At 33.7% G+C, this 19,277-nt stretch carries 10 protein-coding genes and 6 pseudogenes; 6 read left to right on the top strand and 10 right to left on the bottom strand.

Features of this window, described 5'->3' with window-relative positions:
- Positions 1-289: 289 nt before the first annotated feature.
- From P5P87_RS13745 to gldA, 3 genes are all read right to left on the bottom strand, one after another.
- Positions 290-1,126, bottom strand: coding sequence for an outer membrane beta-barrel family protein (locus P5P87_RS13745; protein ID WP_278022796.1), 837 nt, complete (start codon positions 1,124-1,126; stop codon positions 290-292).
- Positions 1,065-2,411: a TonB-dependent receptor plug domain-containing protein gene (locus P5P87_RS13740; RefSeq protein ID WP_278019652.1), complete on the bottom strand. Its 1,347-nt coding sequence runs from the start codon at positions 2,409-2,411 to the stop codon at positions 1,065-1,067. The genes P5P87_RS13745 and P5P87_RS13740 overlap by 62 nt, the downstream gene beginning before the upstream one ends.
- 395 nt (positions 2,412-2,806) lie before the next feature.
- Complete coding sequence (gene gldA, locus P5P87_RS13735; protein ID WP_278019651.1) at positions 2,807-3,703, bottom strand: gliding motility-associated ABC transporter ATP-binding subunit GldA; 897 nt, start codon at positions 3,701-3,703, stop codon at positions 2,807-2,809.
- Between the two features lie 148 nt (positions 3,704-3,851).
- Here gldA and P5P87_RS13730 point away from each other — a divergent pair, with 148 nt between their 5' ends.
- Together P5P87_RS13730 and P5P87_RS13725 are read left to right on the top strand one after the other, a co-directional pair.
- Positions 3,852-4,433 carry an outer membrane beta-barrel protein gene (locus P5P87_RS13730; RefSeq protein ID WP_198854612.1) on the top strand — a complete coding sequence of 194 codons (582 nt, stop codon included), beginning with the start codon at positions 3,852-3,854 and terminating at the stop codon, positions 4,431-4,433.
- A gap of 193 nt (positions 4,434-4,626) precedes the next feature.
- A complete protein-coding gene (locus P5P87_RS13725; protein ID WP_278019650.1) occupies positions 4,627-5,208 on the top strand; it encodes an outer membrane beta-barrel protein in 582 nt (193 codons plus the stop codon).
- Between the two features lie 163 nt (positions 5,209-5,371).
- Here the strand turns inward: P5P87_RS13725 and P5P87_RS13720 are convergent.
- Positions 5,372-5,434, bottom strand: a pseudogene (locus tag P5P87_RS13720) (hypothetical protein); the annotation flags it as partial.
- 10 nt (positions 5,435-5,444) lie between these two features.
- Between P5P87_RS13720 and P5P87_RS13715 the strand changes: the two are divergent.
- A complete protein-coding gene (locus P5P87_RS13715) occupies positions 5,445-5,711 on the top strand; it encodes an Lrp/AsnC family transcriptional regulator (RefSeq protein ID WP_278019648.1) in 267 nt (88 codons plus the stop codon).
- A 96-nt stretch (positions 5,712-5,807) separates the two neighbouring features.
- Positions 5,808-7,155: pseudogene (locus tag P5P87_RS13710) on the top strand (deoxyguanosinetriphosphate triphosphohydrolase).
- A gap of 68 nt (positions 7,156-7,223) precedes the next feature.
- Here the strand turns inward: P5P87_RS13710 and P5P87_RS13705 are convergent.
- The 6 genes and pseudogenes from P5P87_RS13705 to P5P87_RS13680 form a co-directional block, all read right to left on the bottom strand.
- Positions 7,224-8,224 (bottom strand): annotated as a pseudogene (locus P5P87_RS13705) (DUF3078 domain-containing protein).
- Between the two features lie 33 nt (positions 8,225-8,257).
- Positions 8,258-10,046, bottom strand: a pseudogene (locus P5P87_RS13700) (1-deoxy-D-xylulose-5-phosphate synthase).
- Between the two features lie 52 nt (positions 10,047-10,098).
- Positions 10,099-10,737 carry an energy transducer TonB gene (locus P5P87_RS13695; RefSeq protein ID WP_278019647.1) on the bottom strand — a complete coding sequence of 213 codons (639 nt, stop codon included), beginning with the start codon at positions 10,735-10,737 and terminating at the stop codon, positions 10,099-10,101.
- Positions 10,737-11,549, bottom strand: coding sequence for an energy transducer TonB (locus tag P5P87_RS13690; RefSeq protein ID WP_233074009.1), 813 nt, complete (start codon positions 11,547-11,549; stop codon positions 10,737-10,739). Before P5P87_RS13690 ends, P5P87_RS13695 begins: the two co-directional genes overlap by 1 nt.
- Positions 11,540-11,848 carry a hypothetical protein gene (locus P5P87_RS13685; RefSeq protein ID WP_278019646.1) on the bottom strand — a complete coding sequence of 103 codons (309 nt, stop codon included), beginning with the start codon at positions 11,846-11,848 and terminating at the stop codon, positions 11,540-11,542. Before P5P87_RS13685 ends, P5P87_RS13690 begins: the two co-directional genes overlap by 10 nt.
- 20 nt (positions 11,849-11,868) lie before the next feature.
- Positions 11,869-12,840, bottom strand: a complete 972-nt coding sequence (locus P5P87_RS13680) for an energy transducer TonB (RefSeq protein ID WP_278019645.1) — start codon at positions 12,838-12,840, stop codon at positions 11,869-11,871.
- Between the two features lie 60 nt (positions 12,841-12,900).
- On the opposite strand from P5P87_RS13680, the pseudogene P5P87_RS13675 reads away from it, so the two are divergent.
- Positions 12,901-13,346: pseudogene (locus tag P5P87_RS13675) on the top strand (nucleoside deaminase).
- A 192-nt stretch (positions 13,347-13,538) separates the two neighbouring features.
- A pseudogene (locus P5P87_RS13670) lies at positions 13,539-19,227 on the top strand (alpha-2-macroglobulin family protein).
- Positions 19,228-19,277: the final 50 nt, after the last annotated feature.

The following is a 19,277-nucleotide window of genomic DNA, read 5'->3' as shown; positions in this document are numbered from 1 at the left end:
TATAAAAAGCAAAAGATTTAATTTTAAAGATTTTAGAATGTAAATGATTCTGAATTTAATTGCGCTTTAATAGTTAAATGATAGCTCGTATCGGTAAAATTTAAAGAGCGAATGATTCCAGAAGTTTCTATAATTAGAAAAATTAGTGAATTGTTTCATCTGTTTACTATTGCTAAGGTTGCAACAATAAAACTAAGCACATTATTAAATGTAGAAGAGCCTGTTTGAAGGAACAGGCTCTTAACTAACACAAAAAAAAACAAAAAACAAGGTATTTAAAGAACGAATTTTATATACGGTATGTAAATGCAATTGTCGCAATACGATTATCTAAATCATATTTTTTATCAATAGTAGTTTGCGCAACTGCCGATTTAATGTAGAAATTATTAGTATTGAAAACATCAGTAAAATTGAGTTTGATGCTTCCTTTTTTGGCTAAAACTTGTTTAGATATTCCGATGCTAAAATCAAAGAAACCATCTCTTTGGTAAATTCCAAGATTAGATTTTGATTGATATTGTGCATTTCCTTCTGCTTTCAAGGTTTCAGTTATAGTAAAAGAATTTTGAACACTCAGATTTACTGTCATTATAGGATCAATAGTATTACTGTTTAAAATCTCTCCCATAAATTTATTCTCAAAAACATTAAATAAAGTGTTTACAGACCACCATTTGTTTAACTCAGCCGTATTGGTAATATTAACTCCGTAATTGTATGATTTGTCAACATTTATCTGAGTTGTAATCGTTGTATTGTTGTCAGGATTATAATTGTACACTTCTGTAAAAACATCTTTAGTGCTATTAAAATAAAGAGAAGCCATAAAATTGCTTTTCCAAGCGTAACCAATTTCCATAGCATGTGTAATCTCTGGAATCAAGTTTGGATTTCCTTGCGAATAATTGAATGAATCATCGTAAAAACGAAACGGATTCAAATCAAACTGGCTTGGTCTATTGATTCTTTTACTGTAAGATGCATGTGCAGAATGATTGCTTGTAAATTCATATTTTAAAGAAAGACTCGGAAACCATTTCAAATAATCATCTTTATGCTCTTCATTTAGAGTTTTCTGATCGATATTGATTGCCGTGTATTCGCTTCTTAAACCAGCCTGAATGTTTAATTTTTCTAACTGATATTTGTAATTTGCATAAGCGACGATAAATCTGTTCGTTATATTCAAAATGATTGGTCGAATTAAAATCGATAAGCCATTGGTTGTTTTCATAATATTCATAAACCGATGGATTATCATTGTTTTTAATGCTGGCTTTAAAACCCCACTCAATAGATTGTTTTTCCTTGAACGGATTTACAAAATCGACTTTTCCTGTAAAAACTCTTAATTGAGAAGGAATATAACCGCGACGATCGTTTACAACAGTAGCGTTTGCAGTATTATCGGCACTCTGGAACTGATTAGATCTAAACTTTGAAGTTTCGTATTCAAAATCAAAAACCATATTTTTTCCTTCGTCATTAAATTTATGTGTACCAGAAAAAGCATATGTATAATCAAACCATTTTTCTTTACTGTCGTTATAAGTCAAGGCATCAAAAATGAGCTGATTTGTAGTATTAAAGACCTTATTCGTTCCGTCTGCCATATTTTGATAGCGTCCAATTTTAGCGTCTACATAAAGCTCTAAATTGGTTTTGGGCGAAACCTCGTATTGTGTTCCAATTTTAAAATTATTAGAAGTCAAAGGCTCATCTGTAATAGAAGTTTGGTGATTTGTAGAAGCAATTTCTTGATGTGTAAGACTTGTATATTGAGTCTGATTGAATGTCTTATGCTCTTCTTCGCCACGGAAAGTATAACTGTAATTTCCGAAAACGCCCCATTTATCTTTATTGTAATTTAAATTGAAACCAGAATTAGTTCTGTTTTTTCGCCCTCTTCCGTAACTCGCAAAAGCAGTCCCTTTTAAACCCGAAGCGTTTGGCTTTTTAAGAATGATATTGATAATACCCGCTTTTCCAGCCGCATCATATTTAGAAGAAGGGTTTGTAATTACTTCAATTTGTTTGATATTGGATGAAGTTGTAGTTTTTAAATAATTAGCTAATTCTTTCTGCGAAAGCTGTGTTAATTTACCGTTTATCATTACAGCAACACCTTGTTGTCCGCGAATAGACAAATCGCCATCTTGCGAAACCACAACGCCTGGCGCACGCGACAAAACGTCAAGAGCAGTTCCACCTTCAGACACGATGCTGTTTTCTACATTAAAAACAAGACGATCTGATTTTTGAGTGTAAAGTACTTTCTTTTTACTAATCACAATTTCATCTAAAGCATTTATAGTTGTTTCAACAATACTATCAGTTTCTTTTTCTGTTTGAGAATATCCATCATATACCGAAAAAGCAAGCATAAGAGAGGTTATAATTTTTTTCATGTTGTTTGAATTTGGCCTTATTCTAAACCGAGATTTAGAACATAATAATCTTTGTAATTTTTAAAATCAGAATTTATCGCAATACAATTTGTTCTAATTTGTCTGAAAACTTTTTTCGAAGATTTATTACTTGGTTAGGAACAACAGAAATAAGTTTTTTAAGGATAAGGAGGATACGTAACATACCGTGGCATTTAAAATTTGATTTGCCAAATATAATACTATTTATAACAAGTCTAAATAAAAATAGTAATTATTTTTTTAGAAAAACCCTTATTTTACTGATTTGCAGAAAAAAGAAGAAGAAATAAAATAAAAAAGGAGTCTGTTTTATTTAAAAACAAACCCCTTTTTTAACTTAAAATTGTCCCGATAGTCGGGAAGTCAGTGATAACTTATTTGGTAATTTCTCTAAAAACAGCTTCTAGATTTTTATTTTTCTGATTCAATTGTAAAGTTTTTAAACCATTTTCGTTGGCAAAGTCAAAAATAGCTGGTCGCATATCTTTATCTGTAACAAAAGTAAGTTCCCATGTCATGTCATGCGTATTTATGTACGAAGCGATATTTTCGAGTTTAGCCAAAAGTTGTTCTTCAACTTTGTAATCAAACTCAACTTCAATAATTTGCTCTTTGTCTGTTGCAACCAAATGGTCTAATTTATTGTCTGCAACGATCTGTCCTTTGTCAATAATTATAACACGATCACAAATTGCTTCGACTTCTTGCATGATGTGTGTCGATAAAAAAACAGTTTTATTTTTTCCTGCATTTTTAATTACATTACGAATCTCCATTAACTGGTTAGGATCCAGTCCGGTAGTTGGCTCGTCCAAAATTAAAACTTCTGGATCATGAAGCAAAGCATTCGCCAATCCAACGCGCTGGCGGTATCCTTTAGAAAGCTGTCCAATCTTTTTATGACTTTCTGGTGTCAGTCCTGTCAGTTGAATCACCTCTTCAATTCTTGTTTTTGGCACGTTATAAACATCGGCGTTAAATGCCAAATACTCACGAACATACAAATCCAAATATAACGGATTGTGTTCTGGCAAATACCCAATTGAACGTTGAACAGCTTTGGCTTCCGTCATGACATCGTGACTGTTTACAAGGGCTGAGCCTTCATCTGCCAATAAATACGTGGTCAAAATTTTCATTAAAGTAGATTTTCCAGCTCCATTTGGACCTAAAAATCCAACAATTTCTCCTTTCTCAATCGAAAATGAAATCGAGTTTAATGCTTTTTGTGTTCCGTAACTTTTTGATATGTTGTTTACTTCTATCGACATTGACTTTTTATTTGCTACAAAAGTAACGAGAAATAATTTCGATTGCTACATTTTGCCTTTTAAAGTAGTTCTTAAAAAAAACATAAAGTCAGCAATTCACGGCACTGTTGTTGTTAAAGGAATGCTAAAATTAAAATAAACCCAAATCATGAAAAAAATGTTAGTGATGGCTGCTTTAGCTATCTGCAGTTTTGCAAACGCACAAAAAGGAACAATCTTAGTAGGTGGTAACATCGGATACACTTCTGAAAAATCAGAATTCAGATTTAGAGATGATAAAGCAAGTACATTTACTTTTTCTCCTAAAGTAGGTTACCAATTTCACGAAAACTGGACAGTTGGAGGAGAATTCTCTCTAAGCACATCTGATATCGATAATACAGATGTAAAACGTAAAGACAACAAATTTAGAACAGGTGGTTTTGTACGTTATACAAAATCATTAAGCCAAACTTTTTCTGTTTTTGCAGATATGGGAGTTGGTTTCCAAACTGAAAAAAACAAAATCTACACTAATGCAAATAACTATGTAAGATATAAAGGAGATGGTGCTTATGTAGATGTAACTCCAGCACTTTTCATCAACATGAAAAAAGGTTTTGGTCTTAACTTCAGCATTGGTGGTTTAGGATACGAAACATTAAGTTTTGATGATAATGGAGAAGATTACAGCAATTTCTACTTTAATTTCGGTAAAACATTCAATATCGGAATCTCTAAAAACTTCTAATCTTAAGTTTATACATTCAATTTCAGAAAGCGCTCCATTTGGGGCGCTTTTTTTATAACCATTTCTTATTCTTATTTTAATTTTTAAGCTGATTAAGGCGAGTTGTTTTTAAGTAATGGTTAAGAAAATAACTACGATTCTATATTGGTATTTTAATTGTTTGTTGTATGTGAAATCTTAATAAATATAACATATGAAAAAAATGCTACTTATTCTTGCATTGGCTATGGTTAGCTATGCAAATGCACAAAAAGGAACAGTATTAGTAGGAGGAAACGTTGGTTATACTTCAGAAAATATTGATCAGCAAGCCGATGAGAGAAAATCGAATTCGTTTACTTTTTCTCCAAAAGTGGGGTATCAATTTCACGAAAATTGGACGGTTGGGGCTGAATTTGCTTTAGCAACTTCAAAAAGTACTGCTTTGGATACAGAATCGAAGTATAAGAATTTAAGAGTTGGGGCGTTTGTTCGTTATACAGTTCCGCTAAATGAAACTTTTTCTGTTTTTGCCGATTTAGGAGCCGGTTTTCAAAATAGAACAAACAAGAATTATCAAAACAATGTGCTTATGTCGGATAGTAAAGCCGATGGTTTCTATACCAATTTAGCTCCATCTCTTTTTATTAATATGAAAAAAGGCTTCGGTTTAAATTTTAGTATTGGCGGTATAGAATATCAAACATTAAGCTATGATAACGATGATACGAAATACAATAGTTTTTCATTCAATTTTGGAAAAACGGTTAACATCGGAATTTCTAAAAATTTCTAGTCTTAAGTTTATATTCAATTTTAGAAAGCACTCCAATTTGGGGTGCTTTTTTTATGATTAGTAATATCTCAAAGTTTGTAATGCATTGTTTTTTTAGTGTTTTGCTACAAAAGCAACAGAAAATCCTGTCGGCATCTTTCTTGGTTCTTAACGGAAGACCTTAGCGAATTGCGGCCTCATCAATCTGAATAATTTTAATTCCTGCTTTTTCTAAATCGACAACTTTGAAATGCGTAATGACTGTTTTTTGCAATGTTCGTTTAAAAGAACATGCCAAAAATTTCGGGAGCAATTTTGCAAAAGATATTGTTGCGCTTCCAGAAATTATAGAATACTACAATATTGCTGGCAATTATGATTTTATGCTTAAGATTTTGGTGCAAGATATGGCTAGTTATCAGGATTTTGTAATGAATAATTTGTCTACTATAGAAAACATCGCAAATACGAATAGTATTTTTGTATTGGGAGAAATCAAACATAGTGCACCTTTAGAGTTTTAAAGCAGAAGAAAATCCTAAAATAAAATGTATTTTTGAAGTCTAAAATCAAGATTTAGATCATCAATCTAAAATCTTTAATCTACAATCTAAAATCAAATGAACTGGGAACAACTTTTATCATTAAAACGTCAGGGCGATACAAGCAAAAGATTACGTGTAGAACAAGATGATACGCGTTTAGGATTTGAAGTAGATTATGATCGCATTATATTTTCTGCTCGCTTTTAGAAGTTTACAAGATAAAACACAAGTTATTCCACTTTCTAAAACAGATTTCGTTCATACGCGTTTAACGCATAGTTTGGAGGTTTCTGTTGTAGGGCGTTCGCTTGGCCGTTTGGTCGGAAAAAAGATTATTGAAAAATATCCTTACTTGAAAGAAGTTCACGGTTATCATATGAATGATTTTGGAGCAATTGTGGCTGCGGCTTCATTGGCGCATGATATCGGGAATCCGCCTTTTGGACATTCTGGCGAAAAAGCAATTGGCGAGTATTTTTCTATAGGAAATGGCCAGAAATACAGAAATCAGCTTACAGATAAACAATGGCAGGATTTAATTGATTTTGAAGGAAATGCAAATGGATTTTCAGTTCTAACGGCAAGTCGTCCAGGAATTGAAGGCGGACTTCGTATTTCGTATGCTACTCTGGGAGCTTTTATGAAATATCCAAAAGAAAGTCTTCCAAAAAAGCCAACTAATAACATCTCAGATAAGAAATACGGTTTTTTTCAGACCGATAAATTATTCTTTGAAGAAGTAGCTAAAGATATGGGAATGATTGCCAATAAATCTGGCGATGATATTGGTTTTGAAAGACATCCTTTGGCGTATTTGGTTGAAGCTGCTGATGATATTTGCTATACAATTATTGATTTTGAAGACGGAATCAATTTAGGTTTGGTTTCTGAAGATTTTGCTCTAGAATATTTGATTAACCTTGTAAAAGACAATATTGGAGTTTCTAAATACAAATCATTAACGACAAAAGAAGATCGTATTAGCTATTTAAGAGCTTTAGCGATTGGAACTTTAATTAACGATGCTGTAAATGTTTTTGTTGAAAATGAAGAAGCGATTCTTGCAGGAAACTTTCCATATGCTTTAACAGAGAAAAGCAAATATAAAGCGCAAATGGATGATATTATCAAATTAAGTATTGAGAAAATCTATCAGAGCCGCGAAGTGATCGAAAAAGAAATTGTGGGTTATCAGATTATTCAAACACTGTTGGATAAATTCATAACAGCATTTAATAACAAGTTTGAAGGAACTGCTTCAAACTACGATAAGTTGATTTTGAAAATGTTGCCAGAAAAACATCATTTAGAGAAAACCAATTTATACGAACGTCTATTGCATATTTGCCATTATGTTTCATTACTGACCGACGGAAATGCGCTTGAGTTGTATGAAATGATTCAGGGACAAAAAAAGCGTTAAATAAAAAAAGCTTCTTTCAGAAATATTCTAAAAGAAGCTTTTTTTATAATTATAAATCTTTCTCTTTATTATTGAAAAGCATAAACAAGACCTACACCAAGAACTTGTCTTAACTGCATTCTCGGTCCGTTATTTACCTGCGTAGTTGCTCCTGTTGCTGGATCAACAACATCTTTTTTGGTTTTAATGTCGTCATCATAAATTAAGTGAAATCCAATATTTGCTTTCACATAAGCATTAACAACAAGGTCTAAACGCGTGTCATAATCGATGTCGACATTTCCAAATTTGTTCAAATAATCAGTATATAAACTTAGCCTGTTTTCGTAAAAAACGTTTTTATAAATTTCGTTTTTCATATAAGCTGTAAAAAGAATACCAAATTCGGCTTTTACTTTCTGGCCTTCATCAATCAAAATCTGAGAATTTGGATCTAAAGGATCAGTCATATAAGTTGCTTTCTTAACCCCAAATGCACCTTGGTTAGCTAAATCTTGATCTAATACCAAAGTGGTTTTTAATGTTATTGGAGAGAAATAGAAAACTCTATTTTTTTGCTTATTAGAATTCTCGGCTCCAGCTCCCAGAAAGATATAGGCTGGTGCAAAAGGTTTAGAGATTGCAACGTCTGTATTTGGATAATTGTAACCGTTTGTAAATTGTGTATTGAAATTTAATTTTGAAGAGTAATACCAATTTGATGCAGTATCTTTTCTAAACCCATAAGTCGAGTTGAACTGAATAGCGTCGTCTGTTTTTCTTAATTCAGTCCCATCTTGCTTGTTTAAACCATATTTTACAATAAGTTCGTTAACCCATTTATGATTTTTCTTTGCATAAGTTCTTCCAAATTCTCCTTTAAACAAACCTGAAATAGAACTTGTTCCCCGGCACTCCAGTTTACAAAAGCAATTTCGGAAATGTCAAAACCAAGCTGATTTTTTTGGGTCCAGTTAGAAGGCGGTTTAGGAACCTGATTTGGACTTAATGTTGTTTGTATAATCTGGGCAAAGTTATTAGAAGTACACAAAAGCAATAACAGCAAAAGGGTAGAACGCAATAATTTCATTGTGGTAATTTTTGTTTTGGTGTCGCAAAATAATTATTTTGAACCGTTAGAAAAAAGATTTATTAAACTTTTAACGTCAATTTTACACAATTGTTGCAGTTGGTTTACTGTTCCATGTTCAATAAATTCGTCTGGAACACCCAAAATTTCTATAGAATTTTTAAAATTATGTGATGTCGCAAACTCTAAAACTGCACTTCCGAAACCACCATTTTTTACGCCATCTTCGACTGTAATAATGTGTTGGAAAGTTTTGAAAATAGTATTTAATGTGTTGATGTCTAATGGTTTGATAAAACTAAAATTATAGTGGGCAATCTCATCAGAATGGGTCGATTCTTTAAGAGCTTCTATAACATTATTTCCAATTGTTCCGGCCGACAGTACAGCAACTTTCGTACCATCTTTTAAGCATTTTGCTTCGCCCCAATTTATTTTTTCGTAATGTCCGAAATTTTCTACTTCCCAATTTGGAAGAACTCCGCGACCTCTTGGATATCGAATTGCGATTGGATTATCTATTCCTAATTGAACTGTGTACAAGATGTTTTGAAGTTCAATTTCGTTTAATGGAGCATAAATAATCATATTCGGAATCGAACGCAGATACGCAATGTCAAAAACGCCATGATGAGTTGCACCATCTTCGCCTACCAATCCTGCACGATCGAGGCAAAATATGACAGGTAGATTTTGTAAAGCAACATCATGAATAACTTGATCGTAGGCACGCTGTAAAAATGTCGAATAAATATTGCAGTAAACAATCATTCCTTGAGTCGCCATTCCTGCAGCAAGCGTTACGGCATGCTGTTCTGCAATTCCGACATCAAAAGCACGTTCTGGAAATTCGTCCATCATAAATTTTAATGAACTTCCAGATGGCATTGCAGGTGTGATTCCGATTATTTTTTCATTCTTTTTGGCTAAATCTAAAATGGTCAAGCCAAAAACATCCTGATATTTTGGAGGAAGATTTTCTTCCGATTTTAAATGAATTTCTCCCGTCGAAGCATCAAATTTTCCTGGAGCGTGATATTTTACCTGATTTTCTTCAGCTTGTCGCAATCCTTTTCCTTTTGTAGTTACAATATGAAGGAATTTTGGGCCTTTAATCTTTTTGAGACGATTTAATTCTTTGATTAATTTTGGAAGATCGTGACCGTCAATTGGACCAGAATAATCAAAATTCAAAGATTTAATGATATTGTTCTGGCGTGGATTTTTTCCGTTTTTAACCGAAGTAAGGTATTTTTTTAAAGCACCAACACTTGGGTCAATTCCAATTGCGTTGTCATTAAGTATAACGAGAATATTCGCATCTGTAACTCCAGCGTGATTAAGACCTTCAAACGCCATTCCGCTTGCAATTGATGCATCGCCAATGACTGCAATATGCTCTTTGTCAAAATCGCCTTTTAATTTAGAAGCAATCGCCATTCCGAGTGCTTGCAGAAATCGAAGTTGAAGAATGTCCGACACCAAAAGTGTCATAAATGCTTTCGCTTCTTTTTGGAAAACCAGAAATACCTCCAATTTGTCTATTGGTATCAAAATTTTCTCTTCTTTCAGTTAATATTTTATGCCCATAAGCTTGATGTCCAACATCCCAAACCAATAAATCGTTTGGAGTATTAAAAACATAGTGAAGCGCTATTGTAAGTTCTACAACGCCTAAACTTGCTCCCAAATGCCCTTCTTTTACAGAAACTATATCAATAATAAACTGACGAAGTTCTTGGGCAACTTGGGTGAGCTGTTCTTCTTTTAAAAGACGTAAATCAGCGGGATTATATATGTCGGAAAGTAAATCGCTTTTCATTGTAAGGTAAAAAGCAAATTTACGGTTTTAAATTTAATTTTCTCTTAGAGTCTTATTTCAATAAAATGGGCACAGAATATTGCATTCTCACTTTTTTTCCATTCGATTCGCCTGGCAGCCATTTAGGGCATAAGCTTAAAACCCTGATGATTTCTTTTTCGAGAGGTTCTTCAACTGCAGGAGCGCATTCAAGAAATGATACAGAACCATTTTTTTCTACAGCAAATGAAAGCGTAAAATTCAGCTTCCAATATTCAACTTCTTCAGGTTTTTTATATTCTTTCATGAAAAAGTTATGAAATTGTTCAATGCCACCTGGAAATTCTGCGTTAGAATTTGAAACTGTTTTTGCAACTATCAAAGCATCATCTTTTTTTGTTTTATCAGATTTTGATGATTTGTTCTCTTCAACTTCTCTAGATGCTATTGTTGTAGTTTTCCTTATTTTGAGTCGCTCAATTTTTGATATATCTGACGGTGCTTGATCTGATTTTTTTGTACTGATTGCAGTTGTATCTAAAACATCTGGCTTTGTAGTCAAAGTGTCTTTGTTAATATCAATGTTTTTAGCATCCGGCTGTTTGTTTTCTTTGTTTTGACAACCGAAAAGAACTAGAACCATAACTACATACAACGTTGGCAAAAATGATTTGCAATTTATATGAATAGTTATTTTATGTTTAATTTTCATTATTTAAATGTAATTGGCAAAATGAAAGTTGATCGCACATCCCCATTGTTTGTTTTTCCAGGAATCCATTTTGGACCAGATTCTAAAACTTTAATAACTTTTGCTTCATTTTCTGAAGATTCGTTTTTGGTTACTTGAAAATTAGTTAAAGTGCCATCTCTTTCTACTACAAATAAGATTGACATTTCTCCTTTTTTTGAAGCAGTGTAATTTTTTGCAAAGTAAGAATAGAATTTTTTCATTCCGCCTTTTGGAGCAGGTAAAATATCCAAATCAACTGAATTATATATAATGCTATACTTAAAACGATAATATTCAATAGGTTTAGAAGGAACTACCATTCCCATTGTGACTCTTTCTCTTGGTATTTTTGTTTTTTCTTTTTTAGATTCAATCTGATGCCCATAGCAGGAGGAAACATCTTCATCTTGATTTTGTGTTGGATTGTCAACAATTTCAATTTGATCAATTTTTTTCTTGTTGCCTTCTTTATCTGCACAGCTAAACAAAGTGGTTCCCATTGCAATAAACAAAGCGAGAAGAAATATTTTATGGTAGTTTGTCTGCGAATATAAAACGCGATTAGGAATTTGAATCGTAATGTGATCTAACTGTGATTGTTTAAACCTTCCGCAAATTTTTTGGTTTTGGTTTTGAATGAAATAATGCTGAATTTCTTCTGGAAGCATAGAAGTGAAATCCATAACCGTTTTAGAACAGCTTACACAGAAACGCCCATTTTCAGTTGGAGTCATTTGATCCCAGTTTTCATTGCATGGCTTTGGTATTTCGATTTTGTGTACTATTTCCATTTTTCGAGCACTATTGGGAAACTAATTTTTTCTCTTGTTCTTTTTCCATTTTGTTCACCAGGAATCCATTTAGGTGACAGATTTAAAACACGTGTTATTTCTGATTCTAATTTAGGATTTATATCTTTTGGAAATTGAAATGCGACCAACGAACCATCTTTTTCTACTACAAATGAAACAATAATGCGATCTTTTGCATTTTCTACTTCTTCAGGCATTTTAAATTCTTGGGCAAAGAACTCATAGAAAGCGTTAATACCACTTGGATAGTCTGCTTTTGTTTCGATTGCAGCTCCCATATAAAACACAGAATCATCTTCTAATGCGAGATCTTGTGGTACTTTTTTTCACATAAAGGCTGATTTTCATTATATGACAGTTTATCATTTTTTTTGACAAAATTAATTGCGACTATTTTTGAAAGCTTTCTGTTTTTTCTTTCAATGTTTAAACTGTCTTTTTGAACAACAATATTCATTCTGATAGTATCAAGAGTAGGTTTTCCATTAATTATTCTTGGCATCCATTTTACTTTTGAACTTTTTAAAACTCGAATTATTTCTTCTCCAGTTTCATAACCAATATTGTCAAAAACTTTAAATTGTTCTAAAGTTCCAGCTTTATTTACAACAAAAGAAACCTCAATTTCTCCTGTAATTCGTCTGGCTTTTTTAGGAATTTTAAATTCATTTTGAATGTATGTGCTAAATCTCTCTAGCCCCCCAGGATATGCAGGTAATACTTCAAAATTTTCAATAGCAGGAGTGCCAGTGATGGTTTCGTAATGAGGTTCGATATAGGCAATAGATCCTTCCGGAACGGCCTTTATAGGCTCTATGTTGGCATATAAATGAGGTGCAGGAGGTGTTTTTTCAACCAAACGGTCTTCATTGTTTGGTTGATCAGGATTTTTTGGTTCATTGTCTGTTACCACTTCTATTTTATCAATTTTCATTTTATTGCCTTCGGTATCGGCACAACTGAATAAAGTGGTTCCCATGGCGACAAATAATGCCAATAAAAACATTTTATGATAATGGGTTTGAGAATATAAAACACGATCCGGAATTTGAATAGTAATAGTCTCCAATTGTGACTTTCTAAATCTGCCGCAAATTTTTTGGTTTTGGTTTTGAATGAAATAATGCTGAATCTCTTCAGGAAGCATCGATGTAAAATCAACAACAGTTTTAGAACAGCTCATGCAGAAACGGCCATTTTCATTTGGCATCATTTTGTTCCAGTCTTCAGAGCATGGTTCAGGTATACTGATTTTATGTTTTCTTTCCATATTCAAATTTCAAAATTTAAATGTAGTAAAAATAATGAGTAAAGTTTTACTTTTGCAAGTATGATAAATCCTTTCACCGACGAGTATTTTATGAAAAAAGCTTTGCAGGAAGCCGAAATCGCTTACGAAAAAGGCGAGATTCCTGTTGGAGCTATAATTGTTGTGGCTGATAAAGTAATTGCAAGAAGTCATAATTTGACCGAATTGCTGAATGATGTAACGGCACACGCTGAGATGCAGTCCATCACCGCGGCAGACTAATTTTCTTGGCGGAAAATATTTAAAAGATTGTACGCTTTATGTTACACTAGAGCCTTGTCAAATGTGCGCGGGTGCTTTGTATTGGAGTCAGATTTCAAAGATTGTTTTTGGTGCACGCGATGAACAACGCGGATTTTTAAATATGGGAACAAAACTGCATCCTAAAACTACTGTTGTTTCTGGTGTAATGGCAAATGAAGCAACGAGATTTGATGAAACGTTTTTTTCTTGAAAGACGTAAATAAGCTTTAGATACCTTGTAGGGTAGTTTATAAACTTCAACAAAAGTTAAATAATCATTATTAGAGAATTTTCTTCTTAATTAACCCGAAAAATACGTTACTTTTATCGTGATTTAATTCGTGTTTTGCTGTTGTAATTTTTAACGGTATAGCGCATTAAATTCTCAATTTGTTAACCATTAACTCTAGATAAAAGTGAAGGCAAAAGGATTATTTCTCGTATTTTTTGTGTTTTTTATTTTTCAATCCTGCGGGCGCAAATCAGCGGCCGATTTCAATTCCGATTTTTCATTATTCAAAGACTACATTACTAGTTTTACTGGCGGTATCGTTTCTGCAGATTCTGATATTCGCGTGGTTTTGGCTTTCGATAAAAACGATTGGAAACCTAATCAGGAATTAGACGACGATTTGTTTGATATTTCGCCAAGTGTTCACGGAAAAGTTATTGCACTTTCAACAAATACTTTAGCTTTTATTCCAGAGAAAAAACTTAAAATGGGAACAGAATATCAAGTTACTTTAAACTTAGATAAACTGACAGCCATTCCTAAAGAGAAAGAAAAAGAACTTTCTAAATTCAACTTTACAGTTAAAACCGTTAAACAGGATTTTACCATCAATACTGGCGATGTGCAGTCGTACAGCAAAGAATATCAATATTTAAATTGTACGTTAAAGACTGCAGATAATATTGATTTGGAAACCGCCATTAAGCTGGTTAAAGCTAAACATAACGGAAGCGATCTTAAGATTAAGTTCGATAAAAATGTGTCTTCAGGAAAAGAATTTCATTTTATAATAGATAGTATACAACGCCAGTCAGAAGCTTCGAATTTAGAAATTATATATGACGGAAATGATTTCGACATCGATCAGAAAGGACAAATCGATTTTCCGATTACAAGCATCAACGAATTTAAAGTTATAAAGGTTGAAATTCCAGATGGAAACAATCAGCAGGTTTTAATTAATTTCTCCGAGCCTTTAGAAAAAGGTCAGGATTTTGCTGGATTGGTTTCGATTCAGAATACCAATAATTTGAAATTTTCTACACAAGGAAATTTACTAAAAGTATATTTTACGAATCAAAATGCACCTAAAAAAGAAAAGACTGTAACAGTAGTTGCAGAAGAACCAGTTGCAGTAGCTGTAGATTCCGCAGCAGTTGTAGTCGATTCTGCTGCAGTAGCAGTTGATTCTGCCGCCGCAGTTGTAGAAGATGCTGTTGAATATGTGCCAGACGAAGAACCAGAACAAGTTGTTACGGGCGAATTATTATTGGAAGTTTTTCAAGGAATAGAAAGCCAATATGGTAAAAAACTGGAAAACAATTATTCTGATAAAATTTCTTTTGATCAGATAAAACCAAATGTTCGTTTTATTAAAAACGGAACGATTCTGCCAAGTTCAAACAATTTAAAATTAAATTTTGAAGCTGTAAATCTGAGTGCTGTAGATGTTAAGGTGTACAAAATCTACAAAAATAACATTCTGCAATTTCTTCAATACAATGAATTAAACGGCGGACAAAATCTAAAGAAAGTCGCCCAGCCAATTGCCAAAACAACACTGAATTTAAAAGAAAGTACGCTCGTAAATCTCTCTAAATGGAATACGTATGCTTTAGATTTATCTAAAATCATTAAACCAGAACCGGGAGTAATTTACAGAGTAGAGTTTGTTTATAAAAAAGAAATACTCGCTTTACAAATGTGAAACTTCAGAAGGAAATGACGATGAAACTGAGGAAGAAGAAGTGGATGAAAATGATGTAAACTACAGCGGAAACTCTTACGACGATTACTATTATTATGACGATTACGACTGGAGAGAAAGTCAGGATCCTTGTACAGGTTCTTACTATTATAATGCCAGAATTGCAACTAATATTTTAGCTTCAGATTTAGGGGTTATTGCAAAAAGAGGCGAAAATAAATCGTACTTGTTTGCTGTAAACAATATCGTTACAACTGAGCCAGTTTCAAACGCAAGAGTAGATTTATACAACTTCCAACAACAAAAAATTGCAACAGAAGCAACAAGCAGCGAAGGTATTGCATCTTTTCAATTGGATAAATTTGCCTATTTCGCAATTGTAACTTTAGGCGATCAGTCGACATACGTGAAACTGGACGATGGACTTTCGTTATCAGTAAGTAATTTTGATGTTGCCGGAGAGACTTTACAAAAAGGCTTAAAAGGATTTATTTACGGAGAAAGAGGCGTTTGGCGTCCGGGAGATAATCTATATCTGTCATTTATTTTGAATGATGCTGCGAATAAACTTCCGAAATCTCATCCAATCAAATTCAGATTAAACGATCCGAATGGTAAAACAGTTTATCAAACCGTTCAAAAAACAAATGATCTAAACCATTATGCTTTTGTAGTTCCAACCAATCAAGATGCGCCAACAGGAAACTGGGAAGCAATGGTAAGCGTTGGAGGCGCAAAATTCTATAAGAGCATTAAGATTGAGACGATTAAACCAAATCGTTTAAAAATTAAGAATACGTTTAGCAGAAAAACACTTTCGGCATCTTATCCAAATACAGACAATCTTGAGGTAACATGGCTTCACGGTGCAATTGCAAAGAATTTGAATGTAGAAATGCAGGCTAAATTCTCTCAGCAAAGCACAACATTTAAAGGTTATGAAAAATATACTTTTGATGATTTAGCTCGTCAATTCAGCACAGAAGAAATTAATGTTTTTTCAGGAAAATTAAACGAAAACGGAAAAGCATCGGTAAACATTCAGCCAAGATTACAGGGTCAGGCGCCAGGAATGCTTCGCGCTTCATTTATTACAAAAGTGTATGAAGAAGGAGGAGATTTTAGTACAGATGTAATGTCAACGACTTATTCTCCGTACAAAACCTACGTTGGACTTAAAACACCTGAACTGAACAAGTACAGCATGCTCGAAACGAGAACAAACAATCGTTTTGACGTAGTAACGGTTGATGAAAACGGAAGGCCAAAATCAGTTCATAATCTCGAAGTACGAGTTTACAAAGTGGACTGGAGATGGTGGTGGGATTCTTCAAGCGATAATTTATCAAATTATAACTCGTCGAATGCAACTACTTCGTACAAAACTTTTGTAATCAATACCGATTCAAGCGGAAAAGGAAGTTTTCAATTTGCCTTGACAGACGAAGAATGGGGACGTTATTTAATTCGTGTTGCCGACCAGCAAGATGGTCATGCGGCTTCATTGACAGTAAATATTGACTGGCCAATCTGGTCTGGAAAAACACGTAATAGAGACGCTTCAACTGCTAATATGTTAGTTTTTTCTACCGATAAGAAAAATTATGCAGTGGGAGAGAAAGCTCAGATTTCTTTCCCTTCAAGTGAAGGTGGACGCGCTTTAATTTCAATAGAAAACGGATCAAGAGTAGTGCAGACTATTTGGGCTGAAACTAAAAAAGGAGAAACTAAAGTTGAGGTTCCAATTACAGGTGCAATGGCACCAAACGTATATTTTAATATTACATTATTGCGACCACACGCTTCAACCAAAAACGATTCGCCAATTCGTATGTATGGGATTGTTCCTGTTGAAGTTGTAGATAAAAACACTATTTTGGCGCCAACGATTAATATGCCAGATGTTTTAAGGCCAGAACAGCCATTTACAGTAAAAGTAGGTGAGAAATCAGGCAAAGAAATGACATATACAATCGCAGTTGTAGATGAAGGGCTTTTGGATTTAACTCGCTTTAAAACACCAAATGCATGGGATAGTTTCTATGTTCGTGAAGCTTTAGGTGTAAAAACTTGGGACATTTACGATGATGTAATTGGCGCTTATGGCGGAAAAATAAATCAGATTTTCAGTATTGGTGGAGATCAAGATTTAGGAGGTGGAAAAGCTAAAAAAGCTAACCGTTTTAAACCTGTTGTATTGTATTACGGACCATTCAAATTAGAAAAAGGAGAAACAAAATCACATCAATTAAAACTACCTAAATACATTGGTTCTGTTAGAACAATGGTTGTGGCAGGCGATGCAAAAACAAGCGCTTACGGAAGTGTAGAAAAAGCAACACAAGTTAAGAGTCCGTTGATGGTGTTGGCTTCGTTGCCAAGAAAAATTTCACCTTCTGAAAAAGTAACGTTGCCTGTAACGGTTTTTGCAACTGAAAACAAGATCAAAAATGTTTCAATTCAGGTAAAAACAAGCAATGGATTAAAAGTAATGGGAAGTGCGGTTCAAAGCTTGAATTTTGCACAGCCAGATGAAAAAATGGCTTACTTTAATTTGGTTGTCGGATCTGCTACTGGAATTGCAAAAGTTCAGGTAATTGCAACATCTGGAAGCGAGAAATCGGTTTATGATGTTGAAATTGATATGACAAATCCGAATCCAGTTACAAGTACTTTCACAGATGTTGTTTTAACGCCAAATAGCACTAAAACAATTTCATGGAAAACATTTGGAATTGCTGGAAGTAATAAAGCAAGATTAGAAGTTTCGTCAATGCCGTCAATGAATTTGAATGGAAGATTGCAATTCTTAATTCAGTACCCACATGGTTGTGTAGAACAGACAACTTCATCTGTTTTCCCACAATTGTATTTAGACGATGTAGCAGATATTGATGCAAAACGAAAAGATCTGATTCAGAAAAACATTGCGACCGGAATTGCAAGATTGGGTAATTTCCAATTATCAAATGGTGGAATGCCTTACTGGCAAGGAAATACAATTGCAGACGATTGGGGAACTTCGTATGCAGGACATTTCTTGATCGAAGCAGAGAAAAAAGGGTATGTATTGCCAATTAATTTCAAATCAAAATGGTTAGGTTATCAGCAGAAAGAAGCGAAACAATGGCGATTTGAACCAAAATATGGAAATGATTTAGCTCAGGCGTATCGTTTGTATACTTTAGCTTTAGCTGGAAATGCCGATTTATCAGCAATGAACAGATTGAGAGAAACAAAAGGTATTTCGAACGAAAGTATGCTTCGTTTGGCAGCGGCTTATGTTTTAGCAGGTCAAAAATCGGCGGGACAAAGTTTATTCTTGAAAACCAGCATTGATGGAAGTTCAGATAGCTACAGTTATTACTATTATGGTTCGAGCGAAAGAAATAGAGCAATGGCATTAGAAACGATGCTTTTATTAGATCAAAAACAAAAGGCGTTTGTAACAGCAACGAAATTGGCTAAAGAAATGTCGGCTAATCAATGGATGAGTACCCAGACAACGGCTTATTGTTTGTATGCAATGTCAAAATTTGCAGTGAGTAATGGCCCAAAAGGAATCAATATCCAATTCAGTAAAAACGGAAAAGGTGAGACAATAAATACAGGTAAATCGGTTGCAGATCGTAGTTTGTCTGCTGCTTCTGGTACAAACAGTATTACATTGAAAAACAATAAAGCCAATACGGTATATGTTCGTGTATTAAACACAGGAATATTGCCAATCGGACAAGAAAATGCGGTTCAAAGTGACGTTACGGCTTCTATAGTTTTCAAAAATAGAAAAGGAAGTGTAATCAATGTTTCAAGAATTAATCAGGGAACTGAATTTGTTGCCGAGGTTACAATTAAAAATCAAAGAGGAGAAAGTGTTCAAAACGTGGCATTATCACAAATTCTGCCTTCAGGATTCGAAATTGTAAATACTCGTTTCACAGATTACGGAGACGCAGTAAATAATATCGCCGATTATATTGATATTCGAGACGATAGAACAAATTTCTATTTCGGAATGAAAGCCAGAGAAACTAAAGTTTTCCGAATTCTGCTAAACGCATCGTATTTAGGAAACTATTATTTGCCTGGATTGCAATGTGAAGCAATGTATGATAATACATTCTTAGCGAGAACAAAAGGATTCTGGGTTGAGGTGGTGAAATAAAGTTTTTTTAGCCACAGATTATACGAATTAAAAGGATTTTAAATCTGTGT

The sequence above is a fragment of the Flavobacterium ginsengisoli genome (assembly GCF_029625315.1).
Classification (GTDB): Bacteria; Bacteroidota; Bacteroidia; order Flavobacteriales; family Flavobacteriaceae; genus Flavobacterium; species Flavobacterium ginsengisoli.
Note: the sequence above shows the minus strand (reverse complement) of the source record. Positions and strands in the feature narration are given on the sequence as shown.